The following is a 15,193-nucleotide window of genomic DNA, read 5'->3' on the forward strand; positions in this document are numbered from 1 at the left end:
TATGCCGGCACCACCACCGCCCACGCTGGCACCCCGACGCAAGACCCGCCAGCTGATGGTGGGCAACGTCGGCATCGGGAGTGACCACCCGATCGCCGTGCAGTCCATGTGCACCACCAAGACCCATGACGTCAACTCGACACTGCAGCAGATCGCCGAGCTGACCGCGTCGGGTTGCGACATCGTGCGGGTGGCCTGTCCTCGGCAGGAGGATGCCGACGCGCTCGCCGAGATCGCGCGGCACAGTCAGATCCCGGTGATCGCGGATATCCACTTTCAGCCCAAGTACATTTTCGCCGCGATCGACGCGGGATGCGCGGCAGTGCGCGTCAACCCGGGCAACATCAAGGAGTTCGATGGCCGGGTCAAGGAGGTCGCCAAGGCGGCGGGGGACGCGGGGATCCCGATCCGGATCGGCGTCAACGCCGGCTCGCTCGACCCGCGATTACTGAAAAAGTACGGCAAGGCCACCCCGGAGGCGCTGGTCGAGTCCGCGCTGTGGGAGGCGTCGCTGTTCGAGGAGCACGGCTACGGCGACATCAAGATCTCGGTCAAACACAACGACCCGGTGATCATGGTGGAGGCCTACCGCCAGTTGGCCGCCCAGTGCGATTACCCGCTGCACCTCGGGGTCACCGAGGCGGGCCCGGCGTTCCAAGGCACCATCAAGAGCGCGGTGGCCTTCGGGGCGTTGCTCAGCGAGGGTATCGGCGACACCATCCGGGTGTCGTTGTCGGCGCCGCCGGCCGAGGAGGTCAAGGTCGGCAATCAGATCCTCGAGTCGCTGAACCTGCGGCCGCGGGGCCTGGAGATCGTGTCGTGCCCGTCGTGTGGGCGGGCGCAGGTCGACGTGTACACGCTGGCCAATGCGGTGAGCGCGGGCCTGGACGGGCTCGAGGTCCCGCTGCGGGTGGCCGTGATGGGTTGTGTGGTCAACGGTCCTGGTGAGGCGCGCGAGGCCGACCTGGGCGTGGCGTCCGGCAACGGCAAGGGTCAGATCTTCGTCAAGGGTGAGGTCATCAAGACCGTCCCGGAGGCCCAGATCGTCGAGACGCTGATCGAAGAGGCGATGCGACTGGCTGAACAACAGGGTTCAGGTGACGCGAGCGGTTCCCCGGTGGTGACCGTAAGCTGAGTGTGATCTTGTGAGTAAGGTCACCACCGCCCCGGGTTGAGCAGAGAGAATCGCCGATGTCGGCTCCGCCACTTTTCCGTCTTGTCGATGAACGACGGGTATCGGTGGTGCGTGACGCTGCTGCGGTGCTGCAGGTGCTTGACGAGGATCCGGTCGGGTCGTGCATGGTGGCCTCGCGCGTCGCCGAGCACGGGATCGAACCCGGTGCGATTGGCGGCGAGCTGTGGACGCGTCGTCGCGTCAGCGAAGCACTGTGTTACGCCGGTCCCAACCTGATCCCGTTGCGGGGCAGCCTCGAGGATCTGAAGGCGTTCTCCGACAAGGCGATGAGCGTGCCGCGGCGCTGCTCATCGCTGGTCGGCCACGCCCAGCTGGTGCTGCCGATGTGGCAGCGGCTGGAAACGGTCTGGGGCACGGCCCGCGACGTGCGTGAGCAGCAGCCGTTGATGGCTCTGACAGCCATGCCGCAGTGCCAGATCGACCCGGCGGTGCGGCCCGTACGGATGGAAGAGCTCGACGCCTATCTCGTGGCGGCGGTCGACATGTTCATCGGCGAGGTTGGTATCGACCCACGGATGGGTGACGGCGGCCGCGGGTACCGCCGCCGCATCGCCGGACTGATCGCCGCGGGGCGCGCGTGGGCCCGGTTCGAACGCGGCGAGGTGGTGTTCAAGGCCGAAATCGGTTCCCAGTCACCAGCCGTCGGGCAGATCCAGGGTGTCTGGGTGCGCCCGGACTGGCGCGGGCACGGCCTGGGCACCGCGGGGACGGCTGCGTTGGCGGCTGCGGTGGTCGCCTCGGGTCGTATCGCGAGCCTCTACGTCAACGACTACAACACGGTCGCGCGGGCCACCTATGCACGGATCGGCTTCGATCAGGTCGGCGTCTTCGCGACCGTGCTGATGGACTGAAAGCCGTCACAACCACACTTCACGCGCGTCTCGTTCTGATCACGGTGCGCCTCCAACCATTCCCGTCCGCACGTTCATAACATCAGCCTCAATGGCAACGCGAACATCATCAGTAACACGGACGGCAAGCTTGTTGACCGCGGCGATGGTCGTGGCGGCCGTCGCGCTCAGCGGGTGTACGCCGCGGCCGGACGGCCCGGAGCCGGCCGCCGAAAAGTTCTTTGCGGCCCTGGCCACCGGCGATGCCGGAGCTGCATCGGCGTTGTCGGACAAGCCGGCCGAGGCCAAGACCGCACTGACCGAGGCTTGGGCTGGACTGCAGGCCACCCGGCTCGACGCGCAGATCCTGGGATCGAAGTACGCGCAAGACACCGGCAGCGTCACCTACCGGTACACCTGGCATCTGCCGAAGAACCGCACCTGGACCTACGACGGTCAGCTCAACATGGTGCGCGACGAAGGACGTTGGGAAGTCCGTTGGAGCGCGACGGGTTTGCACCCGCGGCTGGGTGAACACCAGACCTTCGCGCTGCGTGCCGACCAGCCCCGCCGCGCGTCGGTCAACGAACGAGGCGGCACCGACGTACTGGTTCCGGGCTACCTGTACCACTATGGGCTGGATGCACGGGCGGCCGGTGTGGCGCTGATGTCGACGTCCAAGGCGGTTGCCGACGCGCTGCGCCCGTTCGATCCGACGATGGATGCCCAGCAGCTGGCCGAGCAGGCCAGCTCGTCGGCCCAGCCGCTGAGCTTGATCACGCTCCGGCAGTCCGATCATGACCATGTGGGCCCGGCCATCGACGCGCTGCCCGGAGTCGTGGTCACGCCGCAGGACGAGATGTTGCCCACTGATGAGACGTTCGCGCCCGCGGTCGTCAACGAGATCAAGAAGGCAGTGGTCGACGACCTTGACGGGCAGGCCGGCTGGCGGGTCGTCACCGTCAACCAGAACGGCGTCGACGTCGACGTCCTCAACGAGGTGCCCGGCAACCCGGCGCCGTCGGTCACCATCAGCCTCGACCGGGCCGTGCAGAACGCCGCCCAGAACGCCGTGAACACCACCGGGCGCAAGGCGATGATCGTCGCGATCAAACCGTCCACCGGGGAGATCCTGGCCGTCGCGCAGAACGGCGCCGCCGACGTCGACGGACCGATCGCGACCACAGGCCTGTTTCCGCCAGGTTCGACCTTCAAGATCATCACCGCGGGCGGTGCGATCGAACGCGATATGGCCAACCCGAACACGCTGCTGGGGTGCCCCGGCACGCTGGAGATCGGCCACCGAATCGTCACCAACTACGACGCGTTCGACCTCGGCGTGGTGCCGATGTCGCGGGCCTTCGCCAATTCCTGCAACACCACGTTCGCCGAGCTGGCGAGCAAGATGCCGCCACGGGCACTGAACGAGGCGGCCGCGCAATACGGCATCGGCCCCGACTACCACGTCGACGGCATCACCACGGTCTCCGGCTCGGTGCCGCCGACTGTCAGCCTCGCCGAACGCACGGAGGATGGGTTCGGTCAGGGCAAGGTGCTGGTCAGCCCCTTCGGAATGGCGCTGGCCGCCGCGACCGTGGCCGCGGGCAAGACGCCGGTGCCGCAGCTGATCGAGGGGCACCAGACAACCATCGACGGCGCCGGCACGCCGATCACGCAGAAGATGGTCGACGGCTTGCGGCCGATGATGCAGTTGGTGGTGACCAACGGCACGGCCAAGGACATCAACGGATTCGGCGATGTGCGCGGCAAGACCGGTGAAGCCGAGTACGACGGCGGCTCACACGCATGGTTCGCCGGCTACCGCGGGGATCTGGCGTTCGCGGCGCTGATCGTGGGCGGTGGTAGCTCGGAGTATGCGGTGCGGATGTGCAAGACGATGTTCCAGGGATTGCCGCCGGACTACCTGGCGTGATCTGCGGTACCTGCGGTAGCGCCAATCCCGGTAGCCTGGACAGGTCATGACCGGGATCAATGAGCAATCGGTGGAGCTGCGTGTCTCGGACGCGGACCGCAATGGCACGTTGCGGCGGCTGCACAACGCCGTCGCGCTCGGTTTGATCGCGATCGACGAATTCGAGGAGCGTTCGGCTCTGGTGTCGCGGGCGCGGCTGCAGGCTGACCTCGACGCGCTGGTGGGGGATCTGCCCGGGCCGGGAGCGGTCGTGACGTCGGCGGCCGACCGGGTCGAGCTGCGCGGCGTCATGGGTTCGCTCAAACGGCACGGCGAGTGGACCGTGCCGACGCGTCTGGCGCTGGTGCGGCGCATGGGTTCGGTCGAACTGGATCTCACCCGGGCTCGGTTCGCCGGACCGATGGTGGTCGTCGAGCTCGACTTGAAGTTCGGCTCACTGGAGATGCGGTTGCCCGAGGGGGCGAGTGCGTCGATCGACGACGTAGAGGTGATCGTCGGCAGTGCCGCCGATCATCGGCGCGACGCACCCGCCGACGGAACCCCGCACGTCATCCTCACCGGCCGCGTGATGTGCGGCTCGGTCGACATCCGTGGCCCACGCAAGAGCTGGTTCGGTCGCGGCACGCACAGCTAGCGCGGGCCGAGCACCGCCGACCTCAGGACGCCCTCCTGCCGGACGGGTCCACTGGTCGCCCGGCGAGTACGGCCGCTCGGTACCCTGACCGGTATGTCTGTACGTTCTGCCTTGCGCCCCGGCGTGCTCTCACCGACCCTGCCGGTGCCCAAGTCGATTCCGCGTCCTGAGTACGCATGGAAGCCGACAGTCCAGGAGGGGAGCGAACCCTGGGTGCAGACGCCCGAGGTGATCGAGAAGATGCGGGTCGCCGGTCGTATCGCGGCCCAGGCCCTGGCCGAGGCGGGCAAGGCCGTCGCTCCCGGCGTGACCACCGACGAACTCGACCGGATCGCCCACGAGTACATGATCGACCACGGTGCTTACCCGTCGACGTTGGGCTACAAGGCATTTCCCAAGTCCTGCTGCACGTCGCTGAACGAGATCATCTGCCACGGCATCCCGGATTCGACCGTGATCGAGGACGGTGACATCGTCAACATCGACGTCACCGCCTATATCGACGGGGTGCATGGGGACACCAACGCGACGTTCCTGGCCGGCGACGTCTCCGAAGAACATCGGCTGCTTGTCGAGCGCACTCATGAGGCCACCATGCGGGCCATCAAGGCCGTCAAACCGGGCCGCGCGCTGTCGATCGTCGGGCGCGTGATCGAGTCATACGCAAACCGGTTCGGCTACAACGTGGTTCGCGATTTCACGGGGCACGGCATCGGCACCACGTTCCACAACGGTCTGGTGGTGCTGCACTACGACCAGCCGGCCGTGCAGTCTGTGCTCGAACCGGGCATGACCTTCACCATCGAACCCATGATCAACCTCGGTGGCCTGGACTACGAGATCTGGGACGACACCTGGACCGTGGCTACCAAGGACGGTAAGTGGACCGCGCAGTTCGAGCACACTCTGGTAGTCACCGAGGACGGTGCCGACATTCTCACCTTGCCGTGACGCTTCTCCCGCGAGCAGACACTGAGGTCCCCTTTTCCTCGGCGTGTCGGGGACTTTCACGTCTCAGTGTCATTGTGAGGGTGCTGTGTTGCGGTGTGTCGAGGTGACAGACCCCGCGTGCGGTGGTTGGTTCCGGATCATCTGGTGTCTGGCTCATTTCGCGTCTGCCGCCCCTTTTTTGGGGGGTTGGCGTTGAGCAGTAGTGCCGGCACCAGATGAGAAGGACCGGACGGCGTGACTTGATAGGAGCGTGGCATCGCCCCGACTGAGAAGTGTCCGCCGCCCGGCCCAACCTCAATACACCCCCTCTTCATGACTGAAGGAGGCAACCACCATGGTTGTTGTTGGAGCCGATGTACACAAGCGCAGCCACACCTTTGTCGCGGTCAACGAGGTTGGACGCAAGCTCGGCGAGAAGACCGTCAAGGCCACCACCGCCGGGCACCACACGGCCATCACGTGGGCGCGCGAGCAGTTCGGCACCGAGCTGATCTGGGGCATCGAGGACTGCCGCAACATGTCCGCGCGCCTGGAACGTGACCTGCTGGGCGCCGGGCAAAAAGTGGTCCGGGTGCCCACCAAGCTGATGGCCCAGACCCGCAAGTCCGCGCGGGTGAGGGGCAAGTCCGATCCGATCGATGCGCTCGCGGTGGCCCGGGCGGTGCTGCGGGANCCCGNCCTGCCGGTGGCGTCTCATGACGAGACGTCGCGGGAGTTCAAACTGTTGACCGATCGCCGTGATGTCCTTGTAGCACAACGTACCTCGGCGATCAACCGGTTGCTCTGGCATGCCCATGACCTCGATCCCGAGCGGGCCGCCGCGGTGGGCTCACTCAGTGCCGTCAAGCAGCAGCAGACGCTCATGGCCTGGCTGACGGAGCTGCCGGGTCTGGTCGCCGAAATTGCCCGCGCAGAGCTGACCGACATCATCCGACTCACCAGCGAGATCAACGCCTTAGCCAAGCGTTTGGCGGCCAGCGCGCACCGGTCCGCCCCGGCGCTGCTGGAGATCCCCGGCTGCGCGGAGCTGACTGCGGCCAAGATCGTCGGCGAAGCCGCCGGCGTCACCCGGTTCACCAGTGAGGCGGCGTTCGCCTGTCACGCCGGAGTCGCGCCCATCCCGGCGTGGTCGGGGGCCAGCGCCGGGCAGATGCGGCTCAGCCGCGCCGGTAACCGTCAACTCAACACTGCCCTCCACCGCATCGCCGTCACCCAGATCCGCATGACCGGCAGCGCCGGGCAGATCTACTACCACAAGCTGGTCGATGCCGGGAAAACCAAAGCCGCCGCCCGGCGCTGCGTCAAACGCCGCATCGCCCGCCGCGTCTACCAAGCCCTCCGCCGCGACGCCGGCCACCCCGACCACCAAACCCCCAGTCAGCCGCCACAATCAGCAGCGGCTTGACATAGGAGCTATTGCTCGCCATCTTTCCAGAACTGGATTCTCGATCTGTAGGTCTCGCGCCGCTATCCCGTCGGACAGGTCCCGGCCGCCTCGCGCAGCACCGCAGCCGAAGGCGCATCGACGGGTAATCCGTAACCACGCAGTACCGCGACGAATGCCACGGCGTACTGGCACCAGAACGCGTGGTTGGGCGGCATCCAATGGGCCGGTTCCTGGTCGCTCTTGTCCTGGTTGGCCCGTCCCTGCACAGCCAGCAGGTTGGCCGGGTCGTTGGCGAACCGCAACCGCATGTCGTCGGTCCAGTCGCGGGCGCCCAGATCCCAGGCCAGTGCCAACGGCACGATGTGGTCGATCTGGACCGAGGCACCGACCTGGTTGCCACGGACGAAAGCCACGACGGAGTTGGTGTAGGGATCGTGGAGGGTACCGGTCGCGACAGCGGTGGGGCACCGCTTGATCGCGACGTACGTCTTGTCGGCGAGATCGCGGTTGAGGATGTCGTTGCGGGTGTCGCAGCCGTTGTGCCCACCGGGCGCACCGTTGTCGTCGTCCCAGGCCTCGCCGAACGCCGCGCGGCGATAGTCGTTGCCGCGCAGCCGAACCGGAATCTCAGGGATTCCGCCCAGCACATCGATTCCTGCCGCGAGGGTCGGCGTGCCGGCTTCTGCGACGAACCGGCTGGATCTCTGCGCAGACTGCGTCACCTGAACGGCGACGATGACCGTCAATGCCACCGCGACCGCCAGCCACGCCAGCCGGTTCATGATTTGTCCAGGTACTCGACCCGGTCAGTCTCCACGAACTGGGCCGCCAGCAGGCCCATCCCGGCGTTGTTCGGGTCTTGCTCATAGAACGATTCGCAGTATTCCCGGGCATCGGTGATCACCTCCAGATGCTCGCGCAGCGACAGGAAGCGCAGATTGATGGTCCGCCCGGACTGGTTGAGCCCTAAGACATCTCCTTCACGACGTTCGTCGAGGTCGAGATCGGCGAGGGCGAAACCGTCGAGTGTGGCCGCGACGGCCTTGATCCGCTCCCCCGCTTTGGAGGATTCCGGCAGCCGGGTGGCCAGTAGGCACAGGCTCGGGTGCTGGCCGCGGCCTATCCGGCCGCGGAGCTGATGCAGCTGACTGATGCCGAACCGGTCGGCGTCCATCACCACCATCACCGTGGCGTTGGGCACGTCGACACCGACCTCGATCACAGTGGTGCACACCAGGACGTCGAGTTCGCCGGCCCGGAAAGCCGACATCACCGCATCTTTCTCGTCGCCGGGCAGCCGACCGTGCATGAGACCCAGGCGCAGCCCCGACAGTGGACCGCGCTGCAGCCCGTCGAACAGATCGATAACGGTGACCGGGGGCGGACCAGCCTGCCTGCCGTCTTTTGACTCCTTGGTGTCCTTGTCGGATTCGTCGATGCGTGACGCCACCACATAGGCCTGGCGACCGGCGGCGACCTCCTCGCGGATCCGCGCCCACGCGCGATCCAGCCATGCCGGCTTCTGTGACACGAAAATGGTGTTGCTGGTGATGGGTTGACGACCGCGGGGCAGTTCACGCAGTGTCGACGTTTCCAGATCGCCGTACACGGTGAGCGCGACGGTGCGCGGGATCGGGGTGGCCGTCATCACCAGCAGGTGCGGGGTATAACCCTCACGGGCCTTGGCGCGCAACGTGTCCCGCTGTTCCACGCCGAACCGGTGCTGTTCGTCGACCACCACCATGCCGAGGTTCGCGAATTCCACCGCGTCCTGCAGCAAGGCATGGGTGCCGATCACGATGCCGGCCGCGCCGGAGACGACCTCCTCGCGCACCTGTCGCTTCTGCGCCGCCGACATCGATCCGGTCAGCAACGCCACCCGGGTACCGTGCTCGGCGCCGCCGAGCTCGCCAGCCATCGCCAGCGGCCCCAGTGCCTCGCGCACGGACCGGGCATGTTGGGCGGCAAGCACTTCCGTGGGAGCCAGCAGTGCGCACTGATAGCCGGCATCGACCATCTGCAGCATCGCCAACAGCGACACGATGGTCTTGCCGGAGCCGACCTCACCCTGCAGCATCCGGTTCATCGGGCGGGTCGAGGCCAGTTCGGCCGACACCACGTCGAGCACCTCACGCTGGCCCACCGTCAGCTCGAACGGCAGCGTCCGCAACAACTCGGCGGCGAGTCCATCATCGGTCCACGGCGCCTGCATACCCGACTCGCTCAATTCGCCGTGGCGCCGGGCCACCAGGCCCCATTGCAGCCCGATCGCCTCGTCATAGGTCAGCCGTTCGGCGGCCCGGTCGCGCTGCGTCGCGTTCTCGGCCAGGTGAATGGCCCGCAGCGCCTCGTCTTCGGACATCAGATTCCGTTGTCGGACAAAAGATTCCGGCAGGGGGTCGGGTACCGGGTCGAGGACGTCGAGCACCTGGCGCACGCAGGAGTAGATATCCCAGCTCTGCACCTTGGCGCACGCCGGATAGATCGGGAAGAACTCTCGCTCGAAGGCGGCCAGCATGTCATCGCCGCTGGCCCCGGAAGCCGTCGCGATGGTTTTCAACGACTTGGTACCGAACTGCTTACCCGACGGTGAGTCGAGCACCAGGAACGCCGGATGGTCCAGCTGCAGGGTGTTGCGGAAGTACTTGACCTCACCGGAGAGCATCAGCCTGGTGTCGACCGGAAGCTTGTCCATCATCCACCCCGCATTGAAAAACGTTGCGGTGACGGCCGGCCGGTGCTTGCCGAGCGTGACACGCAGCCACTTGCGGGTCTTCTGCCGCCCGGTCTTCTTGTCGAAGACCGGCTTCATGGTCCCTTCTTTGGTCTCGGTGACGACCTCGATGAAGGTGACGTGTTCACCCTCTTCCAGATCGAGGGCCTCACCTTCACCGCGGACCGTCATACCGTCGCTGTACTTGCGGGGATAGTGCCGGAGCAGATCGTTGACGGTACGGATACCGAAGTGCTCCTCGAGCGGCTTGGCCGACTTGGCTCCGATCACCAGGTCGAGCCGGTCGGAGAGGCCGGCCACTACTCGACTCCGATCAGCAGGGCATCGCCGCGGTGTCCGGTGTGGTAGGTCACCAACTCGGCCCCGAGATGCTTGCTGTGCACGTGCTCCTGCAGTGCTCGGCCCACGTCGCAGGTGACTCCGTCGCCGGTCAACACTGTGATGAGCTCACCGCCGGCCATCAGTAGCAGATCGATGAGCCCGGCGGCCGCGGCCGTGATGTCTGGGCCGACGATCAGCACTTCGTCGCCGGCAATGCCGAGTCCGTCTCCGGGCTTGCAGGTACCGGCCCAGGTCAGGGCCTCCTCAGTGGCTACCCGCACGGCGCCGTGCCGCATCCCCGCGGCCGCGCGGGCCATGGCGTAACCGTCGTCGACGGCCTGACGAGCACCGTCGTGGACAGCCAGCGCAACTAGCCCCTGCACCATGGAGGCGGTCGGCACCGGCACCACGTCGATACCCCAGCCAATGGCTGCTGTACAGCCCGCAACAAGCTCCTCGGCAGCGACGTACCCGTTGGGCAGCACCATCACCTGTGCGGCCCCGGTGTCGACGAGAGCCCGCAGCAGCTGCTTGGCGCTGATCGGCTCAGCGTCCCGGGACCGCAATATCGCCGCCCCCTCACCGGCGAACAGCTCGGCACCACCGTCACCGTCGACCACCGCCAGCACCGCCCGCTCCCGCGACCAGCCAGCGGCGGGGATCGCCCCGACACCGCCCAGCAGTGCCGTGATCTGGATACGGCTGAGCGTCCCGACCGCCAACCCCGCCTCGACGGCCGCTCCGGCATCGTCGACGTGGACGTGGACCGAGTACTCGGTACCTCCGAAAGTGGCGATGGTCACCGACTCGCCCAATTGCTCCAGCCCGGCGCGCAGCTCTTCGACGGCGCCGGAGCCGCATCCGCTGAGCAGATACATCACCTCGAACTGTGGCGGGGCCGCGGTGGCGGTGACGGTGCGAGTCGGTTGAGCCGATGGTTGATACGCCGGCCGGTGCGGCGCGCATCCCGCGATCGTGGACGTCATCGCGTCCAGCAGGACCAGCAGACCGCGGCCACCGGAATCGACCACGCCGGCCTCGGCAAGCACGTCGAGCTGATGTGGCGTCCGGTCCAGCGCCGCGGCGGCGGCTTCTGCTGCGGCCACGCTGACCGCGGCGATATCGGCTCCGTCGGCGGCGCAGTGCTCGGCGGCGCCCGCGGCCGCCTGCAGAACCGAGACGATGGTGCCCGAGACCGGCTCGTCCATGGATGCGACCACGAGTGCGACGGCGTGTCGCAGGGCCGCGCCAAACAGCACACCGTCGATATCGGCCAGATCCCCGGCGCGCTGTACCGCGGCGGACGCAATCACCTCGGCAACCGCCGACAAGATCTGCGAGAGGATCACCCCGGAGTTTCCGCGTGCTCCCTGCAGCGCGCCCGCAGCCAGCGCGGCTGCCACCTGCGCAACGTCGCCGGCCGGTTCCGCATCCACTTGCACCCACGCCGAACGCATCGTGAACAGCATGTTTGTGCCGGTATCGGCGTCGGGCACCGGGAACACATTGAGCCGGTTGATCTCGTCTGTGTGCGCAATCAGGTCTTCGACGGCAGTGTGCGCCCACGCCCGCAGAGCGGAGGCATCGAGCCGGCGAGCAGCCATCGAACCCCCTCCAATCCCGAGCCGTTCCAGCCGAGAACAGGCACCGCGCGGCGTGGCCGCTGTGCGCGTCAGCCTAGCCAGTGCCAGCGACAATGCTGATCAGAGCACCGGGCCCTGTGCACAACCTGACATGCTGTTGATCGACGATTTTGGCGATACCCTGGCCGGCCGGTATTCTGATCGGGTTGTCGGGTCGAGCCGCGTTGATTTGCGGTGACCAGGCCCAGACCCCCAAGTACTGATTTCGAGGAGTTGTTGATATGGCTGCCGTGTGCGATATCTGCGGGAAGGCGCCGGGATTCGGCAAGTCGGTGTCGCATTCGCATCGGCGGACCAGCCGGCGCTGGGATCCGAACATCCAGTCGGTGCGTGCTGTGGCGCGCCCGGGCGGCAACAAGCAGCGCGTGAACGCCTGCACCTCCTGCATCAAGGCCGGCAAGGTCTCGCGCGGCTGAGCGCTTGCGCGAAGACGAGAACCGGCACGGCTGAGCTGGTTAGCCAGTAGCGCTGGCGTCGTCGGCTGATCGTGGGGCCGGCAGGGTACTTGAGTTCTCATCGCTTGTTTGTCCGACTCCTGTACGGATGCGCCTGTACGTTAGCGCTGGCTTCGGCGTTGATGGCCTGCGGGGGCAGCAAGTCCGGCGATCAACGGCCAACGGGTCTACCACGCGGGAGACCTCGGGCACCCGCCCTGTCGCCGAGCCGACCTAGCAGACGACAGTATCGCTGACGCCAACGGTCGTTCCGGAAGAAACCACCCCGGGCGACGGGAACGGCACCATCGTGATTCCGTCGCGGTCCGTCACTCCTGCACCTCCGACGATTCCTGGGTCGCCCGGAACGCCATGAGCAAGAATGCCTTCAGGGCAGCCGCCAGTCGATCGGCTCGGCACCCTTCTGCTGCAGCAGTTCGTTCGCGCGGCTGAACGGCCGAGATCCGAAGAATCCGCGCGATGCCGACAACGGTGATGGGTGCGGGGACTCGATGGTCGCGCAATCACCTTCGGCCAGCATCGGTTTCAGGGTCGACGCATCGCGCCCCCACAACACCGCCACCATCGGCTGCTGCCGAGCCACCAATGCCCGGATCGCGCATTCCGTGACCGCTTCCCATCCCTTGCCCCGATGCGACGCCGGGGTGCCAGGCCGCACGGTGAGCACTCTGTTGAGCAGCAGCACGCCCCGCTGCGCCCACGGTGTCAGATCACCGGTACTGGGCTGGGGGTAACCGAGATCCTCGGTGTACTCGGTAAAGATGTTGGCCAGGCTGCGCGGCAGCGGCCGCACGTCGGGGGCAACTGAGAAACTCAGGCCCACCGCATGCCCGGGCGTCGGGTAAGGGTCCTGTCCCACAATCAGCACCCGCACCTGGTCGAATGGAAAACTGAAGGCGCGCAGGACATTCTGCCCGGCCGGCAGATAACGTCTGCCGAAGCTGAGTTCTTCGCGAAGAAACTCCCCCATCTGCGCCACCTGCGGGCCTACCGGCTCAAGAGCCCGCGCCCAGCCTGCCTCGACAAGTTCACTCAGAGGCCGTGCCGTTGTCGAACTGCTCGCGTCCGCCGTCATCATTTGGCTCCTCGCGTCCGCCGTCATCATTGGCTCCTCGCGTCCGCCGTCATCATTGGCTCCTCGCGTCCGCCGTCATCATTGGCTCCTCGCGTCCGCCGTCACAAAAACCAACTTAGCGTGAGCCGTTAATCGAACGACTGCCATCCCGGTTTTCCCGCCCACGCGTCACCGTCGACCAGGACACGCGCCGGACCGTCGATCACCCGGCCGATCACCCGCCACCCGTCCGGCACAGATCCGGCGAAGGTCGCCACCAGCGCATGGTCCTCGCCACCGCCGAGCACCCACTCCAACGGGTCGGCACCGATGACCGACGCAGCGGCGGCAACCGCGGCGCAGTCGGCGGCGAGCGCGTCGGCGCACAGGTCGATGACGACCCCCGAAGCCGTGGCGATGTGGCCGAGATCGGCGAGCAACCCGTCGGACACATCGGTCATCGAGGTGGCACCGGCGCGGGCTGCGACCGCCCCTTGACCGTACGGCGGCACAGGCACCAAATGCCGTCGCCGCAACTCTGGGTACTGATCAATACCGTTGTGCCACAGTGCATATCCCGCCGCCGATTGCCCCAGCTCGCCGACCACCGCGACGGTGTCACCGGCGCGGGCGGTACTGCGCAGCACCGGGGACCGACCTTCGAGATCACCTAGGACCGTGACCGATATAACCCACAACGGAGCCCGCACCAAATCACCGCCGACGATGCCCGCACCGAGCCGGTGTGCTTCGTCCCACATCCCGTCGGCGAGTTCGACAGCCGCCGTGCTGGCGGTGTCGGCGGGTGCGCCGAACGCGACGACAAACGCCGTGGCCCGTGCACCCATGGCTTCGATGTCGGCGGCGTTCTGCGCGATGGCCTTGCGCCCGATATCGTGTGGCGCCGACCAGTCCAGCCGGAAATGACGGTCCTGCACCAACATGTCGACCGATACTGCGGTGCGGCCGTCATCGGCGCGCACCACCGCGGCGTCATCGCCGGGTCCCAGCGCCACCGTCGCGGGCTGTTCCCGCCCCGCCACCAACCGGTCGATGACGGTGAACTCGCCTACCCCCGCGAGAGTGTCCGGACTATTCTCGCCGGCCATATCGCCTCCTGCTGGTCGCCGCTGTGCCCTGAAACACCGGGCGGCCCTGCGGTACGTTTGGTGCCTGCGGCGACTGAGTCTATGCATGGATACGGAGGAGACAGCGGGTGGTAGAGGCTTACATGCTGATCCAAACCGAGGTGGGTCGCGCCGAGGTCGTCGCCAAGCATCTCGCGACGCTCCCCGGCGTGCAGTCGGCGGAGTACGTCACCGGACCCTACGACGTGGTGCTGCGTGTCGGCGCGGCCACGTTGGCCGCCTTGCAGTCCGACGTGGTCCCGAATGTACAGCAGGTCGCCGGAATCACCCGGACCCTGACCTGCCCGATCGCCGACGGAGCACAGCCATAGAGTTGGCGGCGTGACCGACCAGCAGACCAACGATGGCCCACCCCGTACCCTGCTCATCGCAGCAGTTGTGGTGGCGGTGTCGGTGTTGATCACCGTGCTCGGGATCGCAGCGGCACATCAGCGTTCCCCGGAACACCCGCCGGTGGCGATCTCCTCGGTCCCGGCTCCGCAGGCCAACAGCCCCGAATGCAGCGCCCTGCTCGACGGCCTACCCGAACAGCTGGGCGACTTCCTGCGTGCGCCGACCGTCGACCCCACTCCGGTGGGCACGGCGGCGTGGCAAGGCGAGTCAGGCACCGAACCGGTCGTCCTGCGGTGCGGGTTGGAACGGCCCGGCGACTTCATCGTCGGCGCTCCAGTGCAGATGGTCGATGACGTGCAGTGGTTCCGGGTGAGCGACGAAGGCGCGGCACCCGGCGCCGCCGCTGCGGGCACACCGGATCAGGCGAGGAGCACGTGGTACGCGGTGGACCGAGCGGTCTACGTGGCGCTGACCCTGCCCGCAGGTTCCGGGCCGACGCCCATTCAGCTGATCTCGGCGCAGATCACTCGAACCATGCCGGTCCGGCCGCCGGATCCGGGGCCGTTGCGCTGAGT

General features: G+C 67.0%; 13 protein-coding genes and 1 pseudogene. 9 read left to right on the forward strand and 5 right to left on the reverse strand.

Annotated features, from left to right (window positions below; genetic code table 11):
- Position 1 precedes the first annotated feature (1 nt).
- From ispG to B133_RS0110035, 6 genes and pseudogenes are all read left to right on the forward strand, one after another.
- Positions 2-1,135 carry a flavodoxin-dependent (E)-4-hydroxy-3-methylbut-2-enyl-diphosphate synthase gene (ispG, locus tag B133_RS0110010; RefSeq protein ID WP_018600805.1) on the forward strand — a complete coding sequence of 378 codons (1,134 nt, stop codon included), beginning with the start codon at positions 2-4 and terminating at the stop codon, positions 1,133-1,135.
- 56 nt (positions 1,136-1,191) lie between these two features.
- Positions 1,192-2,046, forward strand: coding sequence for a GNAT family N-acetyltransferase (locus B133_RS0110015; RefSeq protein ID WP_026256226.1), 855 nt, complete (start codon positions 1,192-1,194; stop codon positions 2,044-2,046).
- A 145-nt stretch (positions 2,047-2,191) separates the two neighbouring features.
- The gene (locus tag B133_RS0110020; protein ID WP_018600807.1) at positions 2,192-3,958 is read left to right on the forward strand and encodes a penicillin-binding transpeptidase domain-containing protein; all 1,767 of its coding nucleotides are present in this window, start codon (positions 2,192-2,194) and stop codon (positions 3,956-3,958) included.
- A gap of 46 nt (positions 3,959-4,004) precedes the next feature.
- The gene (locus B133_RS0110025; RefSeq protein ID WP_018600808.1) at positions 4,005-4,592 is read left to right on the forward strand and encodes a DUF1707 domain-containing protein; all 588 of its coding nucleotides are present in this window, start codon (positions 4,005-4,007) and stop codon (positions 4,590-4,592) included.
- A gap of 93 nt (positions 4,593-4,685) precedes the next feature.
- Positions 4,686-5,543 carry a type I methionyl aminopeptidase gene (map, locus tag B133_RS0110030; protein WP_026256228.1) on the forward strand — a complete coding sequence of 286 codons (858 nt, stop codon included), beginning with the start codon at positions 4,686-4,688 and terminating at the stop codon, positions 5,541-5,543.
- Positions 5,544-5,877: 334 nt separating this feature from the next.
- A pseudogene (locus B133_RS0110035) lies at positions 5,878-6,945 on the forward strand (IS110 family transposase); the annotation flags it as partial.
- A gap of 65 nt (positions 6,946-7,010) precedes the next feature.
- Here B133_RS0110035 and B133_RS0110040 read toward each other — a convergent pair.
- From B133_RS0110040 to B133_RS0110050, 3 genes are read right to left on the reverse strand one after another with little or no spacing between them, the layout of a single operon-like run.
- Positions 7,011-7,712 (reverse strand): HNH endonuclease family protein, encoded by a 702-nt coding sequence (locus B133_RS0110040; RefSeq protein WP_018600811.1) that lies wholly within the window; start codon positions 7,710-7,712, stop codon positions 7,011-7,013.
- Positions 7,709-9,964 carry an ATP-dependent DNA helicase RecG gene (recG, locus tag B133_RS0110045; protein WP_018600812.1) on the reverse strand — a complete coding sequence of 752 codons (2,256 nt, stop codon included), beginning with the start codon at positions 9,962-9,964 and terminating at the stop codon, positions 7,709-7,711. The genes B133_RS0110040 and recG overlap by 4 nt, the downstream gene beginning before the upstream one ends.
- Positions 9,964-11,589: a DAK2 domain-containing protein gene (locus B133_RS0110050; protein WP_018600813.1), complete on the reverse strand. Its 1,626-nt coding sequence runs from the start codon at positions 11,587-11,589 to the stop codon at positions 9,964-9,966. Before B133_RS0110050 ends, recG begins: the two co-directional genes overlap by 1 nt.
- Before the next feature lie 260 nt (positions 11,590-11,849).
- Here B133_RS0110050 and rpmB point away from each other — a divergent pair, with 260 nt between their 5' ends.
- The gene (gene rpmB / locus B133_RS0110060; protein WP_003881125.1) at positions 11,850-12,044 is read left to right on the forward strand and encodes a 50S ribosomal protein L28; all 195 of its coding nucleotides are present in this window, start codon (positions 11,850-11,852) and stop codon (positions 12,042-12,044) included.
- A gap of 406 nt (positions 12,045-12,450) precedes the next feature.
- On the opposite strand, the gene B133_RS0110065 is transcribed toward rpmB, so the two are convergent.
- On the reverse strand, positions 12,451-13,158 hold the full coding sequence (locus B133_RS0110065; protein ID WP_036419098.1) for a uracil-DNA glycosylase: 708 nt from the start codon (positions 13,156-13,158) through the stop codon (positions 12,451-12,453).
- A 128-nt stretch (positions 13,159-13,286) separates the two neighbouring features.
- Positions 13,287-14,246, reverse strand: coding sequence for a thiamine-phosphate kinase (locus tag B133_RS0110070; RefSeq protein WP_018600815.1), 960 nt, complete (start codon positions 14,244-14,246; stop codon positions 13,287-13,289).
- 107 nt (positions 14,247-14,353) lie between these two features.
- Here B133_RS0110070 and B133_RS0110075 point away from each other — a divergent pair, with 107 nt between their 5' ends.
- Together B133_RS0110075 and B133_RS0110080 are read left to right on the forward strand one after the other, a co-directional pair.
- Positions 14,354-14,596 (forward strand): Lrp/AsnC ligand binding domain-containing protein, encoded by a 243-nt coding sequence (locus B133_RS0110075; RefSeq protein WP_018600816.1) that lies wholly within the window; start codon positions 14,354-14,356, stop codon positions 14,594-14,596.
- Positions 14,597-14,606: 10 nt separating this feature from the next.
- Positions 14,607-15,191, forward strand: a complete 585-nt coding sequence (locus B133_RS0110080) for a DUF3515 domain-containing protein (protein WP_018600817.1) — start codon at positions 14,607-14,609, stop codon at positions 15,189-15,191.
- Positions 15,192-15,193: the final 2 nt, after the last annotated feature.

The sequence above is a fragment of the Mycobacterium sp. 155 genome (assembly GCF_000373905.1).
In the GTDB taxonomy this organism is placed as follows: Bacteria; Actinomycetota; Actinomycetes; order Mycobacteriales; family Mycobacteriaceae; genus Mycobacterium.